This window comes from Kocuria sp. SL71, from assembly GCF_026672465.1.
Lineage (GTDB): Bacteria > Actinomycetota > Actinomycetes > Actinomycetales > Micrococcaceae > Kocuria > Kocuria palustris.
Window position 1 is genome coordinate 2,045,379 of the sequence record NZ_JAPPRE010000001.1, and the last position, 16,665, is coordinate 2,062,043.

At 69.0% G+C, this 16,665-nt stretch carries 13 protein-coding genes, 1 pseudogene and 1 riboswitch; of the genes and pseudogenes, 13 read left to right on the plus strand and 1 reads right to left on the minus strand.

Features of this window, described 5'->3' with window-relative positions:
• Nucleotides 1–59 precede the first annotated feature (59 nt).
• From OVA15_RS09245 to OVA15_RS09305, 13 genes and pseudogenes are all read left to right on the plus strand, one after another.
• Nucleotides 60–1,481, plus strand: a complete 1,422-nt coding sequence (locus tag OVA15_RS09245) for a Spo0B domain-containing protein (RefSeq protein ID WP_268144497.1) — start codon at nucleotides 60–62, stop codon at nucleotides 1,479–1,481.
• A 349-nt stretch (nucleotides 1,482–1,830) separates the two neighbouring features.
• Nucleotides 1,831–2,100: pseudogene (locus tag OVA15_RS09250) on the plus strand (response regulator); the annotation flags it as partial.
• A 244-nt stretch (nucleotides 2,101–2,344) separates the two neighbouring features.
• Entirely contained in the window at nucleotides 2,345–2,488 is a 144-nt protein-coding gene (locus tag OVA15_RS09255; RefSeq protein WP_268144499.1) for a hypothetical protein, read from the plus strand.
• A gap of 165 nt (nucleotides 2,489–2,653) precedes the next feature.
• Nucleotides 2,654–2,911, plus strand: a complete 258-nt coding sequence (locus OVA15_RS09260; RefSeq protein ID WP_006213974.1) for a phosphoribosylformylglycinamidine synthase subunit PurS — start codon at nucleotides 2,654–2,656, stop codon at nucleotides 2,909–2,911.
• A gap of 55 nt (nucleotides 2,912–2,966) precedes the next feature.
• Nucleotides 2,967–3,710, plus strand: coding sequence for a phosphoribosylformylglycinamidine synthase subunit PurQ (gene purQ / locus OVA15_RS09265; RefSeq protein WP_082331098.1), 744 nt, complete (start codon nucleotides 2,967–2,969; stop codon nucleotides 3,708–3,710).
• A complete protein-coding gene (purL, locus tag OVA15_RS09270) occupies nucleotides 3,707–6,010 on the plus strand; it encodes a phosphoribosylformylglycinamidine synthase subunit PurL (protein ID WP_268144501.1) in 2,304 nt (767 codons plus the stop codon). Before purQ ends, purL begins: the two co-directional genes overlap by 4 nt.
• Nucleotides 6,011–6,186: 176 nt before the next feature.
• Nucleotides 6,187–6,708 carry a GNAT family N-acetyltransferase gene (locus OVA15_RS09275; RefSeq protein ID WP_268144503.1) on the plus strand — a complete coding sequence of 174 codons (522 nt, stop codon included), beginning with the start codon at nucleotides 6,187–6,189 and terminating at the stop codon, nucleotides 6,706–6,708.
• Nucleotides 6,709–6,788: 80 nt separating this feature from the next.
• Nucleotides 6,789–7,127 (plus strand): response regulator transcription factor, encoded by a 339-nt coding sequence (locus OVA15_RS09280; RefSeq protein WP_058872016.1) that lies wholly within the window; start codon nucleotides 6,789–6,791, stop codon nucleotides 7,125–7,127.
• A 131-nt stretch (nucleotides 7,128–7,258) separates the two neighbouring features.
• Entirely contained in the window at nucleotides 7,259–8,650 is a 1,392-nt protein-coding gene (locus OVA15_RS09285) for a glycosyltransferase family 39 protein (protein ID WP_268144505.1), read from the plus strand.
• Between the two features lie 56 nt (nucleotides 8,651–8,706).
• Nucleotides 8,707–9,519, plus strand: coding sequence for a succinate dehydrogenase (locus OVA15_RS09290; protein WP_268144507.1), 813 nt, complete (start codon nucleotides 8,707–8,709; stop codon nucleotides 9,517–9,519).
• 72 nt (nucleotides 9,520–9,591) lie between these two features.
• Nucleotides 9,592–10,284: a 2Fe-2S iron-sulfur cluster-binding protein gene (locus OVA15_RS09295; protein WP_268144509.1), complete on the plus strand. Its 693-nt coding sequence runs from the start codon at nucleotides 9,592–9,594 to the stop codon at nucleotides 10,282–10,284.
• A gap of 164 nt (nucleotides 10,285–10,448) precedes the next feature.
• Entirely contained in the window at nucleotides 10,449–10,871 is a 423-nt protein-coding gene (locus OVA15_RS09300) for a hypothetical protein (RefSeq protein WP_268144511.1), read from the plus strand.
• Between the two features lie 61 nt (nucleotides 10,872–10,932).
• Nucleotides 10,933–11,046: riboswitch (SAM riboswitch) on the plus strand.
• Nucleotides 11,047–11,080: 34 nt separating this feature from the next.
• A complete protein-coding gene (locus OVA15_RS09305) occupies nucleotides 11,081–11,563 on the plus strand; it encodes a hypothetical protein (RefSeq protein ID WP_268144513.1) in 483 nt (160 codons plus the stop codon).
• Between the two features lie 134 nt (nucleotides 11,564–11,697).
• On the opposite strand, the gene OVA15_RS09310 is transcribed toward OVA15_RS09305, so the two are convergent.
• Nucleotides 11,698–16,569, minus strand: a complete 4,872-nt coding sequence (locus OVA15_RS09310) for a DEAD/DEAH box helicase (RefSeq protein WP_268144516.1) — start codon at nucleotides 16,567–16,569, stop codon at nucleotides 11,698–11,700.
• Nucleotides 16,570–16,665 lie beyond the last annotated feature (96 nt).

A 16,665-nucleotide genomic window follows, 5' to 3' on the forward strand; every position in this document is an offset into this window, starting at 1 on the left:
CTCATTGCCCGCCTTCTGCGCATTGTGCTCGCAGGTGTGCTGCGCACTACGCTGGGCCCATGCCGCGACAGCCCCGATCCTTCGCGCGACGGGTGCTCGTCTCGCAGCTGGGCGTGATCGTGCTGGTCCTGGCACTGTCCGCGACCACCTCGGCCTGGCTGGGATCGCGCGCCGTGGCCCAGACCAATGCCACGCATGCGCTGTCCACAGCACGCACCCTGGCCGAGGACCCCCAGCTGCGCCAGGAGGTCACGGAGGCCTCCGCCCAGGACCGTCTGGACGTCGAGGTGCTGCGCGAGGGCCCCGTGCAGGCCCAGGCCGAGCAGGTGCGCCGCCGCGCCCAGGTCGAGTTCGTGGTGGTCGCCGACATCCACGGAACCCGCCTCTCCCATCCGGACCCCGCCGAGATCGGCCAGCACCTGTCCACCTCCCCCGATCGCGCGCTGGCCGGCGAGGAGGACGTGTACCAGCAGACGGGCACGCTCGGCTCCACGGTGCGTGCCAAGGTGCCGGTCTACTCGAGCGAGGACGAGGGCAGCGTGGTCGGCCTGGTCTCCGTGGGGATCAGCTCCTCGGTGCAGGGCGCCGACATCCGCCGCGAGATCCTCGCGGCGGGACTCGTGGCCGCTGCGGCCCTGGGCATCGGCGCTGCGGTCTCCCTGGCGCTGGTGCGGCGGCTCGAGCGGGCGACCCTGGGCGTGGGCCCCGAGGAGCTCGCGGACATGGCCCGCCACCAGGAGGCCGTGCTCCAGGGGCTCGACGACGGCGTGCTCGGCTTCTCGCCCTCCGGGGCCGTGACGCTGTCCAATGCGCGCGCTCGCAGCATGCTCGGGTGGGCGGAGCAGGACGGGCCGGTCCCCGAGCCGATCGCCCGGGGCGCGCATCGGGCCATCGACGCAGCCCATGCCGGGGATCTGAGCCCCGTGCGCGGGCGGCACCGCGTGGGCGATCGCATCCTGCTGATCACCACGGTGCCCGTGCGCCGCGGAGCGGTGGAGATGGGGGCCGTGGTGACGCTGCAGGACGAGACGCAGATCCTCACCATGGGCCGGCAGCTGGAGTCGGTCACGGCCATGGCCCAGGCGCTGCGGACCCAGCGCCACGAGTTCGCCAATCGCCTGCACACCGTGCTGGGGCTGGTGGGCACGGGGGCCGGCGAGGAGGCCGGCGACTACCTGCGCCGCATCCTGCGCTCCGGGCCGATCGCCGCCCCGGTCGAGGGCATCGAGGCCCTCGAGGACCCCTATCTGCGAGCGCTGCTGGAGGCCAAGGGGACGCTCAGCGCGGAGGCCGGCGTCCTGCTGCGGGTCTCGCCGGAGTCGCTCGTGCTCAGCCCGCTGGCCGAGCCGGAGGATGTCACGATGATCCTGGGCAACCTCATCGACAACGCCGTGCGGGCCGTGGTGGACGCTCCGCGCTCCACGACCGCCTCCGAGGACCTCCCCGAGCAGCTGCAGGGCATCGTCGAGGTCCACCTGTAGCGCGGGGCAGGGACCTCCACGCGACCGTCGCCGACTCGGGCCCGGGCCTGGACGCGGCGGCGGACACCGGCATCCTGTTCGCCGAAGGGGTCACCGGCCGCCCGGGGGCACAGGAACCCGCCCCCGCAGACCCCGGGGCCGGAGCACAGGAGCCGGACGAGGCCCACGGCCATGGCATCGGCCTGGCCCTGTGCCGCCGGGCCGCCCGGCGCCGCGGGGGGGAGCTGTGGGTCGCCGCCGCCCGCGACGCGGAGCTCGGCGGAGCCGCCTTCGGGCTGCTGCTGCCGGGCGTGCTGCGTCCGTCGGCGGGCGAGTCCGAGAGCCGATCGACCAGCACAGGAGAGCAGCCATGATCGATGTCCTGGTCCTCGATGACGACGTCTACGTCGGGCGGCTGCACTGCCGGTACGTCGAGCAGACCCCCGGGTTCCGCGCGCTCGAGCCGGTGCGCGATCTGCGCAGCGCCCGGAAGGTGCTCGCCGCCGGCGGCGTGGACCTGCTGCTGGCGGACGAGGTCCTGCCCGACGGCACCGGGACCCAGCTGATCCGGGAGACCTCGGTGGATGCCGCCCTGCTCACCGCGGTGACGGATGCCCAGGTGGTCCGCGCGGCGCTGTCGGCGGGCGCCCTGACCTGCCTGTTCAAGCCGTTCGATCCCGAGCAGCTCACGAGCCTGCTGCGCCGCTACGCCCGTCTGCGCAGGGTGTGGGAGCAGGAGCGCCTCTCGCAGGCCGGGCTGGACCGGGCCCTGCGCGGGTTCTACGACGCCGGGGGGCGCGGGCGCCTCCCCGGAGAGCCGGGCCGGCGGCACGTCCGCCCGCATCCTGGAGGCGCTGCAGCGCGCCCAGGGGCCCCTGCCCGCCGTGCAGGTGGGCGAGGCGATCGGGGTCTCTCGGGCCACGGCTCAGCGCCACCTGGTCAGGCTGGCCGAGCAGGACATGGTCACGGTGTCGCTGCGCTACGGCAGCGCGGGGCGCCCCGAGCACCTCTACGCCGCCCCCGCCTGAGCCGAGAGGCGCCGGTCGCCGCCGTGCGCCCCGTCCGCGCAGCGCGGATAGACTCGGAAGCGTTCCGGCAGCCGTCGTCGCGCCGCCCCCGTGCGAGCCGACACCCTTCGCTGCCGCCGCTGCCTGGCAGCACCGCACATCAGCCCCGCATCACGAGGAGTGCCCGTGGCCCGCATCGTTGTCGACGTCATGCCCAAGCCGGAGATCCTGGACCCCCAGGGCAAGGCGATCATCCGGGCGTTCGCCCACCAGGAGATCCAGGGCTTCACCGGGGTCCGCCAGGGCAAGCGCTTCGAGCTCGAGGTCGACGGCGAGGTCACCGAGGACCAGCTCGAGGCAGCCCGCCACGCCGCCGCGACCATGCTCTCCAACCCGGTGATCGAGGACGTCGTGAACGTGGCCGTCATCGACGAGGAGGTCTGAGCCGGTGACCCAGAACTCCTTCGAGACCCCCTTGGTGGCCGATCTCGGCCAGGCCATGCCCGATCAGCGCCTGCGCGACGTCCGCGTGGGCGTCATCACCTTCCCCGGCACGCTCGATGACCGCGACGCCATGCGCGCCGTGGAGATCGCCGGCGGCACCCCGGTGCGCCTGTGGCACGCCGACGACGACCTCCAGGGCGTCGACGCCGTGATCCTGCCGGGCGGCTTCTCCTACGGCGACTACCTGCGCGCCGGAGCGATCTCGCGCTTCGCGCCGCTGATGACCCGTCTGATCGACGCGGCGAACGGCGGTCTGCCGGTCCTCGGGATCTGCAACGGCTTCCAGGTCCTCACCGAGGCCCACCTGCTGCCGGGCTCCATGATCCGCAACGACCACCTGAAGTTCGTGTGCCGCGACCAGCGCCTGCGCGTGGAGTCCACCGACACCCCGTGGACCTCGCTGTACCAGCCCCGCGAGGAGATCGTCGTCCCGCTGAAGAACCAGGACGGCCAGTACGTCTGCGACGACGACACCCTGCGCATGCTCGAGGAGGAGGGCCGCGTTGTCTTCCGCTACCTCGACGGCAATCCCAACGGCTCGCGCCACGACATCGCCGGTGTCCGCAATGCGGCGGGCAATGTCGTGGGCCTCATGCCGCACCCGGAGCACGCGATCGAGCCCGGCTTCGGACCGGACTCCTCGGCCGCAGGCACCGTCCCCATGCGCGGAGGGGCCGATGGCCTGGCCATCTTCGTCTCCGCGCTGACCTCGATCGTGAACGGAGGCTCCCGCGCATGAGCGAGCAGCAGTTCCAGCTCGACACCGTCGAGCACGCAGCATCCACCCCCGACACCGAGCTGCCCTGGGCCGAGCTCGGGCTCAAGCAGGACGAGTTCGACCGCGTCGTCGAGATCCTGGGGCGCCGCCCGACCGCGGCGGAGCTGGCTATGTACTCGGTCATGTGGTCCGAGCACTGCTCCTACAAGTCCTCCAAGGTCCACCTGCGCCAGTTCGGCGAGAAGGTCTCCGAGGAGATGACCAAGGACCTGATGGTCGGCATGGGCGAGAACGCCGGCGTGACCGACATCGGCGACGGCTGGGCCGTGACCTTCAAGATCGAGTCGCACAACCACCCGTCGTACGTGGAGCCCTACCAGGGCGCGGCCACGGGCGTGGGCGGCATCGTGCGCGACATCATCTCCATGGGCGCCCGCCCGGTGGCCGTGATGGATCCGCTGCGCTTCGGCGAGATCGATCACCCGGACACCCAGCGCGTGGTGCACGGGATCGTGGCCGGCGTGGGCGGCTACGGCAACTCGCTGGGCCTGCCGAACATCGGCGGAGAGGTCGAGTTCGACGCCTGCTACCAGGCGAATCCGCTGGTCAACGCCCTGGCCGTGGGCGTCATGCGCCACGAGGACCTGCGTCTGGCCAACGCCTCGGGCGCGGGCAACCGCGTGGTGCTCTTCGGCGCGCGCACCGGCGGCGACGGCATCGGCGGCGCCTCGGTGCTGGCCTCCGAGTCCTTCGACGACACCAAGCCGTCCAAGCGCCCCGCCGTGCAGGTGGGCGACCCGTTCGCGGAGAAGGTGCTCATCGAGTGCTGCCTCGAGCTGTTCCGCGACAGCCTGGTCGAGGGCATCCAGGACCTGGGCGCTGCGGGCATCTCGTGCGCGACCTCCGAGCTGGCCTCCAACGGCGACGGCGGCATGCACGTGGACCTGTCCTCGGTGCTGCTGCGCGATCCGTCGCTGACCCCGGGCGAGATCCTGATGTCGGAGTCGCAGGAGCGCATGATGGCTGTCGTGACCCCGGAGAAGGCTGCGGCCTTCGAGGAGGTGCTCGAGCGCTGGGAGGTCGAGTACTCCTGGATCGGCGAGGTCACCGACACCGGCCGTCTGGTCATCGACTGGCAGGGCGAGGTCATCGTCGACGTCGACCCGCGCACCGTGGCCCACGAGGGCCCCGTGTACGAGCGGCCCATGCAGCGCCCCGCGCGCACGGACGCCGTGCAGGCGGACCGCTTCACGGGCTCCTCGGCCGACACCGGTCGCCCGGAGGGCGAGGCCCTCGGCGAGGCCGTCCTGGAGCTGATGAGCTCCCCGAATATGGCCTCCACGGCATGGATCACGGATCAGTACGACCGCTACGTGCAGGGCAACACCGCCATGGCCATGCCCGACGACGCCGGCGTGGTCCGCGTGGACGAGCAGACCGGGCTGGGCGTGGCCCTGTCCACCGACTGCAACGGCCGCTACGCCTACTTGGACCCGTACCGCGGCGCCCAGCTGGCCCTGGCCGAGGCCTACCGCAACGTCTCCACCTCAGGCGCCCGCCCGGTGGCCGTCTCCGACTGCCTGAACTTCGGCTCCCCCGAGGATCCCGAGGTCATGTGGCAGTTCGCCGAGGCCGTGCGCGGCCTGGCCGACGGCTGCCTGGAGATCGGCGTGCCGGTCACCGGCGGCAACGTCTCGCTGTACAACCAGACCGGCGACGAGGCCATCCACCCCACCCCCGTGGTCGCCATGATGGGCGTGCTCGACGACGTCCGCCGGCGCACCCCGTCGGGCTGGGATGACACCGCAGACGGCCAGGCGATCTACCTGCTCGGTACCACCGCCGATGAGCTCGACGGCTCCGAGTGGGCGCGCGTGCGCGGCCACCTGGGCGGGCAGCCCCCGCAGGTCGACCTCAAGCGCGAGCGCCTTTTGGGCGAGCTGCTGATCAACATGTCCCGCGACGGCATGGTCGACTCCGCCCACGACGTCTCCGAGGGCGGCCTGGCCGCGACCCTGTCCGAGATGTGCCTGCGCTTCGGCACCGGTGCGCGGATCGGGCTCGGCGAGGTCTGCGAGCGCGACGGCCTGGATGCCTTCACGATGCTGTTCTCCGAGTCGCAGGCCCGCGCCGTCGTGTCCGTGCCGCGCTCGGAGGAGGTGCGCTTCAAGGACATGTGCACCATGCGCGGCTACGAGTTCGCGCGCATCGGCGTGGTGGACGCGCAGTCGAAGTCCCTGGACCTCATGGGCCACGCCGAGGGCCCGCTGGGGCGCCTGCGCGAGGCCCACGAGGCCACGCTCCCGCGCCACTTCGGCTGAGGTCGTGCCCTGCGGCGCCCGGCCGCCCCGGGAAGGGGCGGCCGGGCGCCGCTGCCGTAGACTCATGCCCAGGAAACAGTCTTGAGACGGATTCGCTCCGAGTCCGGTCGCAGCGCGTCCGTCCCGGACGCCGGACGACAGATCTCGAGTCCGTCGAGGCAACGGAGGTAGCCGCCGTGACCGTCGAGAGCACCAGCCCCTTGGATGCGCACAGCATCACCACCGAGCGGCTCGAGCTGCGCCCGCTGACCCGCGAGGAGGTCGAGGCGGCCTGCCGATCCGAGCCCCTCCCGCAGTTCCATCCGGAGTTCCCCACCCCCGACGCCCACGACCTCCTGCGGGCCGTCCAGGATTCGGGCGAGTTCTTCTTCACGGAGTCCCGGTACTCCCCTATGGCTTGCGTGGAGCGCAGCACCGGGCTGATCATCGGCATCGCCGGGTGGGCCGCACCGCCCATCGACGAGGCCCTGGAGATCGAGGGCTTCCTGGTGCCGTCGCGGACCGGACACGGCTATGCCACCGAGGCCCTGCCGCAGCTGGTGGAGCTGGGCCTGCAGGATCCGCGCGTCACCTCGATCCGCGCCTCCCTCCCGGACAACCGCGCCAGCCTGGGACCGTTCCTGGAGCGCAGCGGGTTCGCAGCAGTCGAATCCGCAGGCACCGAGGCCGAGTACCGCTATGTCCCGTCGCAGCCATGAGCTCGGCCGCTCGGCGCGTCCGCCCGGGGTCGTCGTCATCGATATGGCATTCGGACCCCGCCGGGTCCATGATGTGAGGCATGACTCCCCTGTCGCGTGATCTGCATCCCTCCAACGGGAGAAGAGCGCCGAAGGACGAGGTCGTCGTCTCGATCACCTCGGCCCTGAATCACCGCGGCCGCAAGGAGGAGGCGCACCCTCCGGTCGATCACGACGACTTGGACGACATCTTCCCCACCCCGCAGCAGCAGGAGCTGCTGCACCTGCTCGCCGAGGGCGCCGACGACGAGTTCGCGGCCCGTCGCCTGGGCCTGGAGCTGGCGGAGCTGCGGCGGATGCTCATGGAGCTGGGCTCGCAGCTCGGGGCCTGCAACAGGTTCCAGCTCGCGCTGCACGCCCGCGAGGAGGGCTGGATCTGAGCACGTCGGCCCCCAACGCGAAAAGTCGCAGGACCACCCCCCAGATCGCCGCCGAGACCTCCGCAGACCGCTCGCTGCTGCTGCCGCCCGTCCTGGCGACCGTGCTCACCGCCGCCGTCGCCTTCTGGGGCATGACCGTCCCTCAGTTCTGGTTCGACGAGGCCGCGACCATCTCGGCCACGAACAGGCCCTTCGGCTCCCTGCTGCGCCTGCTGCAGGACGTCGACGCCGTCCACGGCCTGTACTACGTCCTCATGCATCCCTGGGTGGCGCTGTTCGGGACCTCCGAGCTGGCCATGCGGACCCCGTCGGCGCTGGCCCTGACGCTCGCCGCCCCCCTGATCACCCAGGTGGCCATGATCTATGCCCACCGCTGGTCCCCGGACCGGGTGCTGCTGAGCGGGCTGATCGCCGGTCTGCTCTTCGCCGTCCTGCCCGGTCTGTCCTGGGCAGGCCAGGAAGCCCGCGGCTATGCCATGGCCGTCCTCGCCTCCGTTGCGGCGCTGTGGTGCTTCGAGCGCTTCCGCGACCGCGGAGGCACGGCGGCGCTGGTGGGCTTCGCGGTGCTGCAGGCCGCCGCCGTCGGATTCTCCATGTACGCCGCCTCCGCGGTGGTGCTCTACCTCGTGCGAGCCTTGACCTGGGGACGTCGTCCGTTCCTGAAGGTCCTGATCGCGACAGGAGGCACCACCGGTCTGGTGCTCCCGCTGGGGCTGAGCGCCCTGTCCCAGAGCAGCCAGATCAGCTGGATCGACCTGACAGTGAGCAGTGTGATCAAGAGGATTCTCCTGCGCACCGTTCCGATCAGTCCTGGGAATCGGGGTGAGCCGTGGAACGACGTCGCCCTCGAGCTGGCTCCGTGGTTCATGGGACTGATCGCGCTGATCCTGGCCGCGGGCCTCCTGCGCGGTCCCGGCCGCCGGCTCGTCCTGTGGCTGCTGAGCTTTCCCCTGTTCCCCATGGCCTGCATTCTGCTGGCCCAGATGATGGGCAAGCAGCTGTTCCAGGAGCGCTACTTCACCTATGCGACCCCGTTCCTGGTCCTGGCCCTGACGGCGTCCCTGGCCACGATCCGCTGGCGACCCGCGGCGGCGGTGCTGAGCGCGGGCCTGCTGGGGCTGTCCGTCCCGTCGCTGCTGGGGCAGAACACCTGGGACGCCAAGAGCGGTGACAACTACGCGACGGCCTCTGCTCTGGTCGCCCGGAGCGACACCGTGATCTTCATGGACCGGTCGAACCGCGGCGTCCTGCTCGCCTATCCGCCGGAGCACGAGATCGCCGATCCCATGCTCCAGGAGGACCGGATCAGCGCGGACAACCTCTACGGGCTGAACCGCCCCGGCTACGAGTCCTGGAAGATCGACACCGTCGGCGCCACCTCCGTGGTCTCCAACAAGAAGAACCAGTTCCACGACACCGTGCTGTCCCACCTGCGGGACAACGGCTGCCAGCAGACGCAGGAGGACCGCAGCACCCGCTTCCGGATCACCCTGCTGGAGTGCCCGGCCCCCGCTGCCGGGTAACCCGGCGTCACACCGTCATCATGTCCTGGCCGCCCCTCGCCCTAGGCTGTTGCCCCATGACCGAGAACCTCCGTGCCGAGACCGAGCGAGTCCTCTCCGCGGTCTCACCTGCCACGCGGCGCACCCTCGAGGAGTCCGCCGGTCGTCTTTGGGCCTGGACCCTGAAGACCTCCGAGCGCTTCCCGCCCACCCCGGACGTCAAGCTCGCCATGGCTTCCAGCGGCGCCGTGCTCTCCGGGTACACCGTGATCCACATGCTGGGCAATCTGCAGGTCTACCTGGGACGCGGCCGCTTCGACTCCTACGCCCACCACCTGCGCACGCTGGGGGCGCCGGTCCTGCCGCGGCGCACCGTTCTGTGGGCCTTCCGGGTCGTGCTGCTGGCCGATGCGCTGACCCACCTGAGCTGCGCGGCGGTGCTGACCGTGCGCGCCCAGGCCTCCGAGCGCCGTACTGCCGCTCAGCCCAGGCCGCTGCCGCAGGGTCGCCGGCGCACCCGCTGGCAGAGGCTCAAGCGCTCCATGCGCTCGACCGGCACCGTCCTGGGGCTGTTCACGGCCTTCCACCTGGCGGATCTCACACTGGGCACCCGGCCGGCCGCCTCTCGCCGTCACGAGCCCGGTGCCGCCTACGACAACCTGGTGGCATCCCTGCGCCGCCCGCCCGTGGCCGGGCTGTACCTGGCCGCCATGCTGGCGCTGGCCGCACACACCTCCCAGGGCCTGGTCCAGATCGGCAATGACACCGGCCTGTCCGCCCAGCGCGGCGCCCGCGAGCGCTTCGAGCTGGCCGGGCGGCTGGTCGGCACCGGCGTGGCCCTGGGCAACGCCTCCATCCCCGTGGCCGTGCTCCTGCGCCTGGTGCGCTGAGCCGTCCTCCCCCCGCACTGCAACACCGCCTTCCGCGACCGGGTCCCGGCGCGAGGGCACCGAAGGAGTCCCATGCGCATCACCGGCACCCTGCAGGTCGAGGTCTGGCGCCAGGCCGACGGCGAGTCCGAAGGCGGTTTCGAGACCCACACCGTCACTGGCGTGACCCCTCAGACGACCGTGCTGGAGCTGCTCGACCTGCTCAACGAGCAGCTGCCCGAGGGCATGGAGCCGATCTCTTACGACGACGGCTGCCGCGAGGGCATCTGCGGCAAGTGCGGCGTCACGGTCGACGGCGTGGCCCACGGCCCCCAGCTCAACCGGGCCTCGTGCCAGCAGCAGGTCGCGGCCTTCACCGACGGGCAGCGCGTGCGGATCGAGCCGCTGCGCGCAGCCGCCTTCCCCGTGAAGAAGGACCTGTCCGTGGACAAGAAGGCTGCGCTGCGAACCGTGGTCAAGGCCGCCGGAGGCCCCGTGGGCATGAAGGCGCTGACCGAAGCCGGGTGCATCAGCTGCGGGGCCTGCGTGGCCGCCTGCCCCAACGGCTCCGGGCAGCTGTTCGTGGGCTCGCTGCTCACCGAGCTCCCCCCGCTGGCCAAGGACGACGACGACCGCCGCACCCGCTCCGGCAAGGTGCTCGACGCCGCCGAGGAGAGCTTCGGGCCGTGCTCCACCCTGGGCGACTGCACCGAGGTCTGCCCCGCCGGGCTGCCGCTGGAGAATCTCTCGGCAGTGGCGAGGGAGCATCTGCGCCGTCGTCGCTGAGTCGCCAGGCCGCGGCGGCGGCCTGTCGCTGCGGCGCCGGAGTGCGCCTCCGGGATTCTTGTAGTTACACGCCTGCGCGCCCCTTGGCGTTAGCAGTTGCGAATACTCGGGCGGGGTCATATATTTGCATCAGCAACCCCCTCCCGTTCGACCAGGAGTCCACGATGCACCCCTATGTCCCGCAGGCTCAGCCCTACGCCTACCCGCAGGCCGGCTGGTCCCCGAGGCCCTCCGCGCCCGGCAGCGCCGTCACCGCCCTGGTGCTCACGATCCTGGTGCTGGCCGGTGCACTGCTGCTCTCCCCGCTCACGATCCTGTTCTCGATCGGCGCCGCGTCCACAGTCACGGAGCCCGACTTCGGCGGCACCGCCGATCTGGTCGCTGCCATGCTCGTCGCGTTCCTGCCCCTGGGTGCCCCGGCGATCCTGGGTGCGGCGCTGGCCATCTACCCCCGCATCCGCATGCCGCGCGAGATGTACCCGTCCTCCGGGGTGAAGACTGCCGCAACCGTCTTCCTGGTCCTGCATCTGCTCACGCTCGTACTCGCCGTCATCTTCGGCGTCCTGCCGCAGGTCCTGGTGCTGTGAGCGCGGCACCGCCGCGTCATGGAGCTTGTGCTGTCGGAGCCTTCTTGTAATTTCAGGACACGTTCACGAGCGCGGCCTCACGGGCCTGGCTGGCCGCGCAGCAACCCGAACTCGATTCCCGGGTGCTTCCAGAGCAGAACGGGCCTCAGCGCCCTCGCTGGGGCAAGACTCGACGGGGTCGCGCTACGCGGCCCGGAAGGCAGGACCTCATGTCCGACGCACTGCACCAAGCACTGGAGTCGAAGCGCTCCGATCTCGAGCATCTGCATCCCTACAACGTGCCGCTGCACCTCGCACCGGAGGCCCCCGTGGTGCCGCCGCGCACGAACCACCGGTGGATCGACTTCGGAGATCGGGAGGCCCGGGAGTGGAGCAGAGTCCTGTTCCTCCTCCCCCGCAAGGGCCACTCAGCGAACGTCATGGCCTGCGCGCACAGCGTGTGGCGCTTCGGCAACCTGCCCAACGTGAACAATGCCCCGGAGGTGGCTCGGGCCGCCCGCGCTCTCGGACACACCCCGGAGAGCGCCTGGGAGATGCTGGTGACGTTGATCGTCATGCGCCAGGACCAGGAGCACGACCCGGATGTCGCGTACGACCTGAGGGTCTGGGCCCTGTGGCACGAGCGCATGAACCTGCTGGAGGACCCGATCACAGCGGCAAGGCACTGCTTGAAGGCCGTCGGTCAGCGCTGATCGGGGTCCTCAGCGACTGGCTCGACACGACGCCCTTCTCCCCACCGATTCAGGCGGGGAGAAGGGCTTACTCATTGCTTAATTAGAAATCAGCCCGACTCCTACCGCGAAAGCTCACGCTCACATCGAAGGCATCAAGCAGCTGATAACGGAGACCCGCCCTCGACATCGAGTCCCGGCAGGGCTTCGATGATCTCGACGGTGCGAACCGACACCGTGATGACCTTCTGGAGCAGATCGAGGATGTAGCGCGGATTGCCGTGTTCGAGGCCCCACTGGTTGGGGTCGTTGACGATGCCGGAGGCCTTGTCCGTGGTCACCTGGTACTGGCGGATGATCCATTCGATCGCGCTGCGGGAGCCGAGCTGGTAGCGGTATGTCTCCTCCGGGATGCCGTGCACGGTGATGTTCGAGTTGACGATGAGCGAGTCCGGCGCGTCGGAAGCCTTCTTCCCCGTGGGGAACCGCATCTTCTGAACGCGGTAGTAGACAGCTTCTGCCTCGGGTCCACCTAGCGGGAGCTGTTCACCGCCGACGATCTCCAGTGAATAGGGCTCGGCCTCCTCGTAGTTCGCGTGCAGGTGGAAGAGCTCACGACCGGCCTCGACGAACGGCTGGAAGGACTCCGCTGGCACGTGCGGGATGCGGGGAAGCATCTGCTTAAGCTCGCCCGCGTAGCGCTCGCGGTACTCCGGCGAATGCAGCAGGCCGTAGAGGAAGAAGAAGACCTCGTCCTTCGTGACCTGGTTGCCGTAGCGCTTTTGGACGAGGCGGTGGAAGTCGTCGGTGATGTTGTCGACGCGGCGGTAGCCGTCGGCCACCTCGCCACCGAGGTCGAAGGCGATTGTGCCCTCGTTTTCGGCGGGTTCCCAGCGGTAGCGGGGGAAGAAGTTTCCGCCGGATCCCGCTCCCGCAACATGTAGATCAGGAATGTACGTGCTCGCGATGGCTGAGAACGGAACAGCAGATCCAGCGCCCACAATCCAGAACCCGTAGTTGTCGTGCTGCGCGGTGGGGAAGAGCTGTTCCAGTCGATAGACCATGTCGTTGTACGCGCGGTCGAAGTAGACGTTCGCTCTTGCGAACGGACGGTAGAGCCCTTCGCGGTAGGCGGAGTCTCGGTGCTCGATCGTGCGGCCGCGCAGGACGTTGGTCTTGTCTGCGCGGTTCCACGACAGCTTTGTCGGGTCGAAGTCGGGGGTGTAGCCGGGTTGAGTGGCCCGGACCACCTCACTGTTATAGAAATCGATGGACCGGGTGACGTTCTCCTGTAAATGGGGCAACGAGTAGTTGTAGACCCACGAGTCGCGCGCACTCGCGAGCCCGCGGGAGTAGATCGCGAAAGCGGCGGGCTGAGTGTCCGTGCCCTTGTTGTCTCCCAGGATCGGGTAGGTCAGGTAGTCCTCGTCGCGCTGGTTGATCCAGTCGCCATGACGATTGGGCGTGATCTGTTGCCACGGGACGGTGTCGAGGGTGGACTCGTCGACAATCTGTAGCTTTTCTTCGGTTGTGAGGTAGTCACCGATGTCGCGGTAGTGGATCGTCGCGGGTCCGCTGTGCCCCTGCGTGCGGACAAGGAGGAAGACAGCGATCGTCGTGCGTCCGCCGGAGCCGAAGACGTTCCCCTTTTCTTTCTGGCGCAGGACGCCAGCAGTGCGCGCGTTGCCGCGCAGGTTGAACACGTAGATCGAGGAGAAATCCTCGGCGAGGGTCTTGCGCACGCCAGCGGCTGTGTTGCCTTCGATCCAGCCGCCATTCGTGACGAACCCGATGACACCTTCGTCGCCGATCCTGTCGCTGGCCCAGCGAATCGCCCGCAGGTACGAGTCGTAGAGGCTGTTCCTGTTCGTCGCATCCGTGCGCGCGGCGAACGTGTCCCGTACCCGGGCGTCGAGGGTCGGGTAGGAGACGTTCGCATTGTCGTCGTTTCCGGACGTCTGCCCCACGGAGTACGGCGGGTTGCCGACGATGACCTGAATGTCGAGCTTCTTCTGCGCCTCGGCACGGGTGTTGTTCGCGGGGAAGACCGTCTCGTCCTGGAGGTCTCCGTCCTCCGTGAGCTGGAAGGTGTCCGTGAGGACGATCCCGTCGAACGGCTCGTAGTCCTCGACCTCCAGCTCCACGTCGTGCGCTACGGCTTGGAGGTCGTGGAACGTCGTCTCGATGTTGATCGCCGCGATGTAGTAGGCGAGGAGCAGGATCTCGTTCGCATGGAGCTCGGACGCGTACTTCCGCGCGAGGTCTACAGGGTTGATGAGCCCGGACTGGAGGAGGCGGACGATGAACGTGCCCGTCCCCGTGAACGGGTCGATGACGTGCACACCTTCATCGCTGATCGACCGGCCGAACTCCTGCTTCAGCACGTCGTCGACGGATCGGAGGATGAAGTCGACGATCTCGATGGGCGTGTAGACGACCCCCATCGCGTCCGCGGCACGTGGGAAGGCGTTCTTGAAGAAGCTCTCGTAGAGCTCCGTGATGATCTTCTGCTTGCCCTCCGCATTGTCGATCCCCGCCGCCCGCAGACGCACGGACTCGTAGAACGACTCCAGCGACTCGGCCTCCGCATCGACGTGCATTGCGGTCAGAGAGTCGACCATCCGGTCCATCACTCGGGAGACGGGATTGTGCTCGGTGAAGGCGTAGTCCTCGAAGAGAGCATCGAAGACGGGCTTGGTGATCATGTGCTGCGCGAGCATCTCGATCGCGCCATCGCGCGTGATCGACTCGTTCAGGTTCCGCCGCAGCGCGTCCAGGAACACCCCGAAGTGCTTCGAGGCGGCAGAGCCCGGGTCATCGACCAGTGTAGTGATGCGCGTGATGTGGTTCTGAGCGATGACCGCGATGTCCTTGGCCCACTGGTCCCAGTACGTGCGCGAGCCGACCTTCTTGACCATGCGCGCGTAGATCGCATCCCGCAGCTCGTCCATCTGGGACAGTCGCAGATCGAAGGCTCCCTGGGATCCCGAGGTCGAACCTGTCTCGGTGCCGTCCCCGACCCCGGAGCCGTCGCCTTCCCCCTCGAACCCGACGCCCACCACGTCGATCTGCTTGTCGCGGTTCTTATTGAGCTCAACCTTGTTCACCATGGCGTCGAAGCGCTCATCGTGCGCCCGGAGCGCCTGCAGGACGTCCCACACCACCTGGAAGTTCTTGTTGTCGTCGAGTGCCTTCTCCGGGGCCACGCCGGCCGGCACGACGACGGGCAGGATGATGTAGCCGTACTTCTTGCCCTTGGCCAGGCGCATCACTCGGCCGACGGACTGCACGACGTCGACCACGGAGCGCCGCGGGTTCAGGAACATGACGGCGTCCAGCGAGGGAACGTCCACCCCCTCTGAGAGGCAGCGCGCGTTGGAGAGCACCCGACAGGAGTCGCTGCCCGCATCCGCCTTGAGCCAGTCCAGCAGCTCCGTGCGCTCCATCGAGTTCATAGAGCCGTCGACGTGCTTGGCTTCGACTTTCAACAGGTCGTCCGAATCGCCGTCGGTCTGGTTCTCCGTGTATGCGGAGACGACATCCGTGAACTGCGCTGCGACCCTCTTCGAGGACTTGATGTCCCGGGCGAAAGCGACCGCGCGACGCATGGGCTGCGGGTCCACGGCGAAGGAATGCTCGGCATCCCCGCGCTTGGCCAGACCGTTCCAGCATCCGATCAGGCGCGTGGCGTCATCCAGGGTGAGCTCGCCGTCCTGGGCGAAGGCCTCCTGCATGGCGTCATTCACGGACTCCTGGTTCACCGTGAGGATGAGGACCTTGTAGTCCGTCAGCATGCCCATCTGCACGGCATCGCCGAAGCCCAGACGGTAGAACTCCGGCCCGTAGACGTCTTCGTCGTCCATCGAGGCGAGCACGGCCTGCGCCTTGCCGGCCTTGGCCTTCGAAGCGTCGTCGTAGATGCGCGGCGTCGCGGTCATGTAGAGGCGCTTGGATGCCTTGAGGTAGTTCTCATCGTGGACGCGCACGAACGCGGACTCCTCGGATCCGGCCAGCGTGGCTCCCGTGGTCCGATGCGCCTCGTCGCAGATGACGAGGTCGAAGGGCTCCAGGCCGGCGATCTCCTGCGCTCGAGCCACGACATCGATGGACTGATAGGTGGCGAACACGACCCGCATGCCGTCACCTCCGGCGCGGCTTTCCTTCATACGCTGCGCCAACCGATGTGGGTCCGTGGTCGCCGGCAGGGCCAGGTCCACAACGGAGATCTCCGGAGTGTCTTCGTTCGCCTTGCGGCCCCGGGTCGACTTGGGATCCGAGCACACCGCCATGGGGGCGATTCCCAGGTCCGAGTTGTTCGTCCACTCGCGCAGCGCCTGCGACAGCAGCGCGATCGACGGGACGAGGAAGAGCACACTGCCGCGCGGGCCCACGTATTGCTCCGCCAAGCGCAGCGAGGTGAAGGTCTTGCCCGTGCCGCACGCCATGATGAGCCGGCCGCGGTCGTGGGCGCTGAAGCCCTGGGTGACCTGCTCGATGGCAGTGCGCTGGTACTGACGCAGATCTGCCGATCCGGACAGAGCGAGCACCATGGGAGTCTGCGGGTCGAAGATCTCCCAGTTGATGCGCGAGTTCTCGAAGTCTTCCAATCCGAGCCTGCGCACCGGGATCGACTGCTCGCGGATCGCAGCTTCGGCATTCGCTCCCCACTGGCTCGTGGTCGAGACGATGAGGCGCTCCGTGAATCCGTGGCGACCCGAGGCGGACAAGAACGTGTCGATGTCCGCCTTGGACACTCGGGCGCTCGGGTCGTAGAACTTGCACTGGATCGCCGTGCGACCGCCGTCGCGGCGCTCGCCCACCAGGTCGATTCCCGTGTCATGACCCCAGCGCTCCGGCCACTGGTCCCACATCCAGACCTTCTCGAACTGCTCCGCCCACAGGGGGTCCGTCTGGAGGAACGACTGCGTGAGGCGCTCGAACTTGGTGCCCTTGTCCGTGGTGCTCGTGGAGGAGTAGTAGAGCTTGTCGAGCAGGTCCATCGCCGTGAGGCCAGTGGAGGAAGTCATGCTGATGATTATCCCTCAGCCAGACGGGGTATCTGCGCAAGCGCCCCCCTGCCGGCACGACATCGCACTTCAGGCCAGCCGCCTCATCTGGCCGGG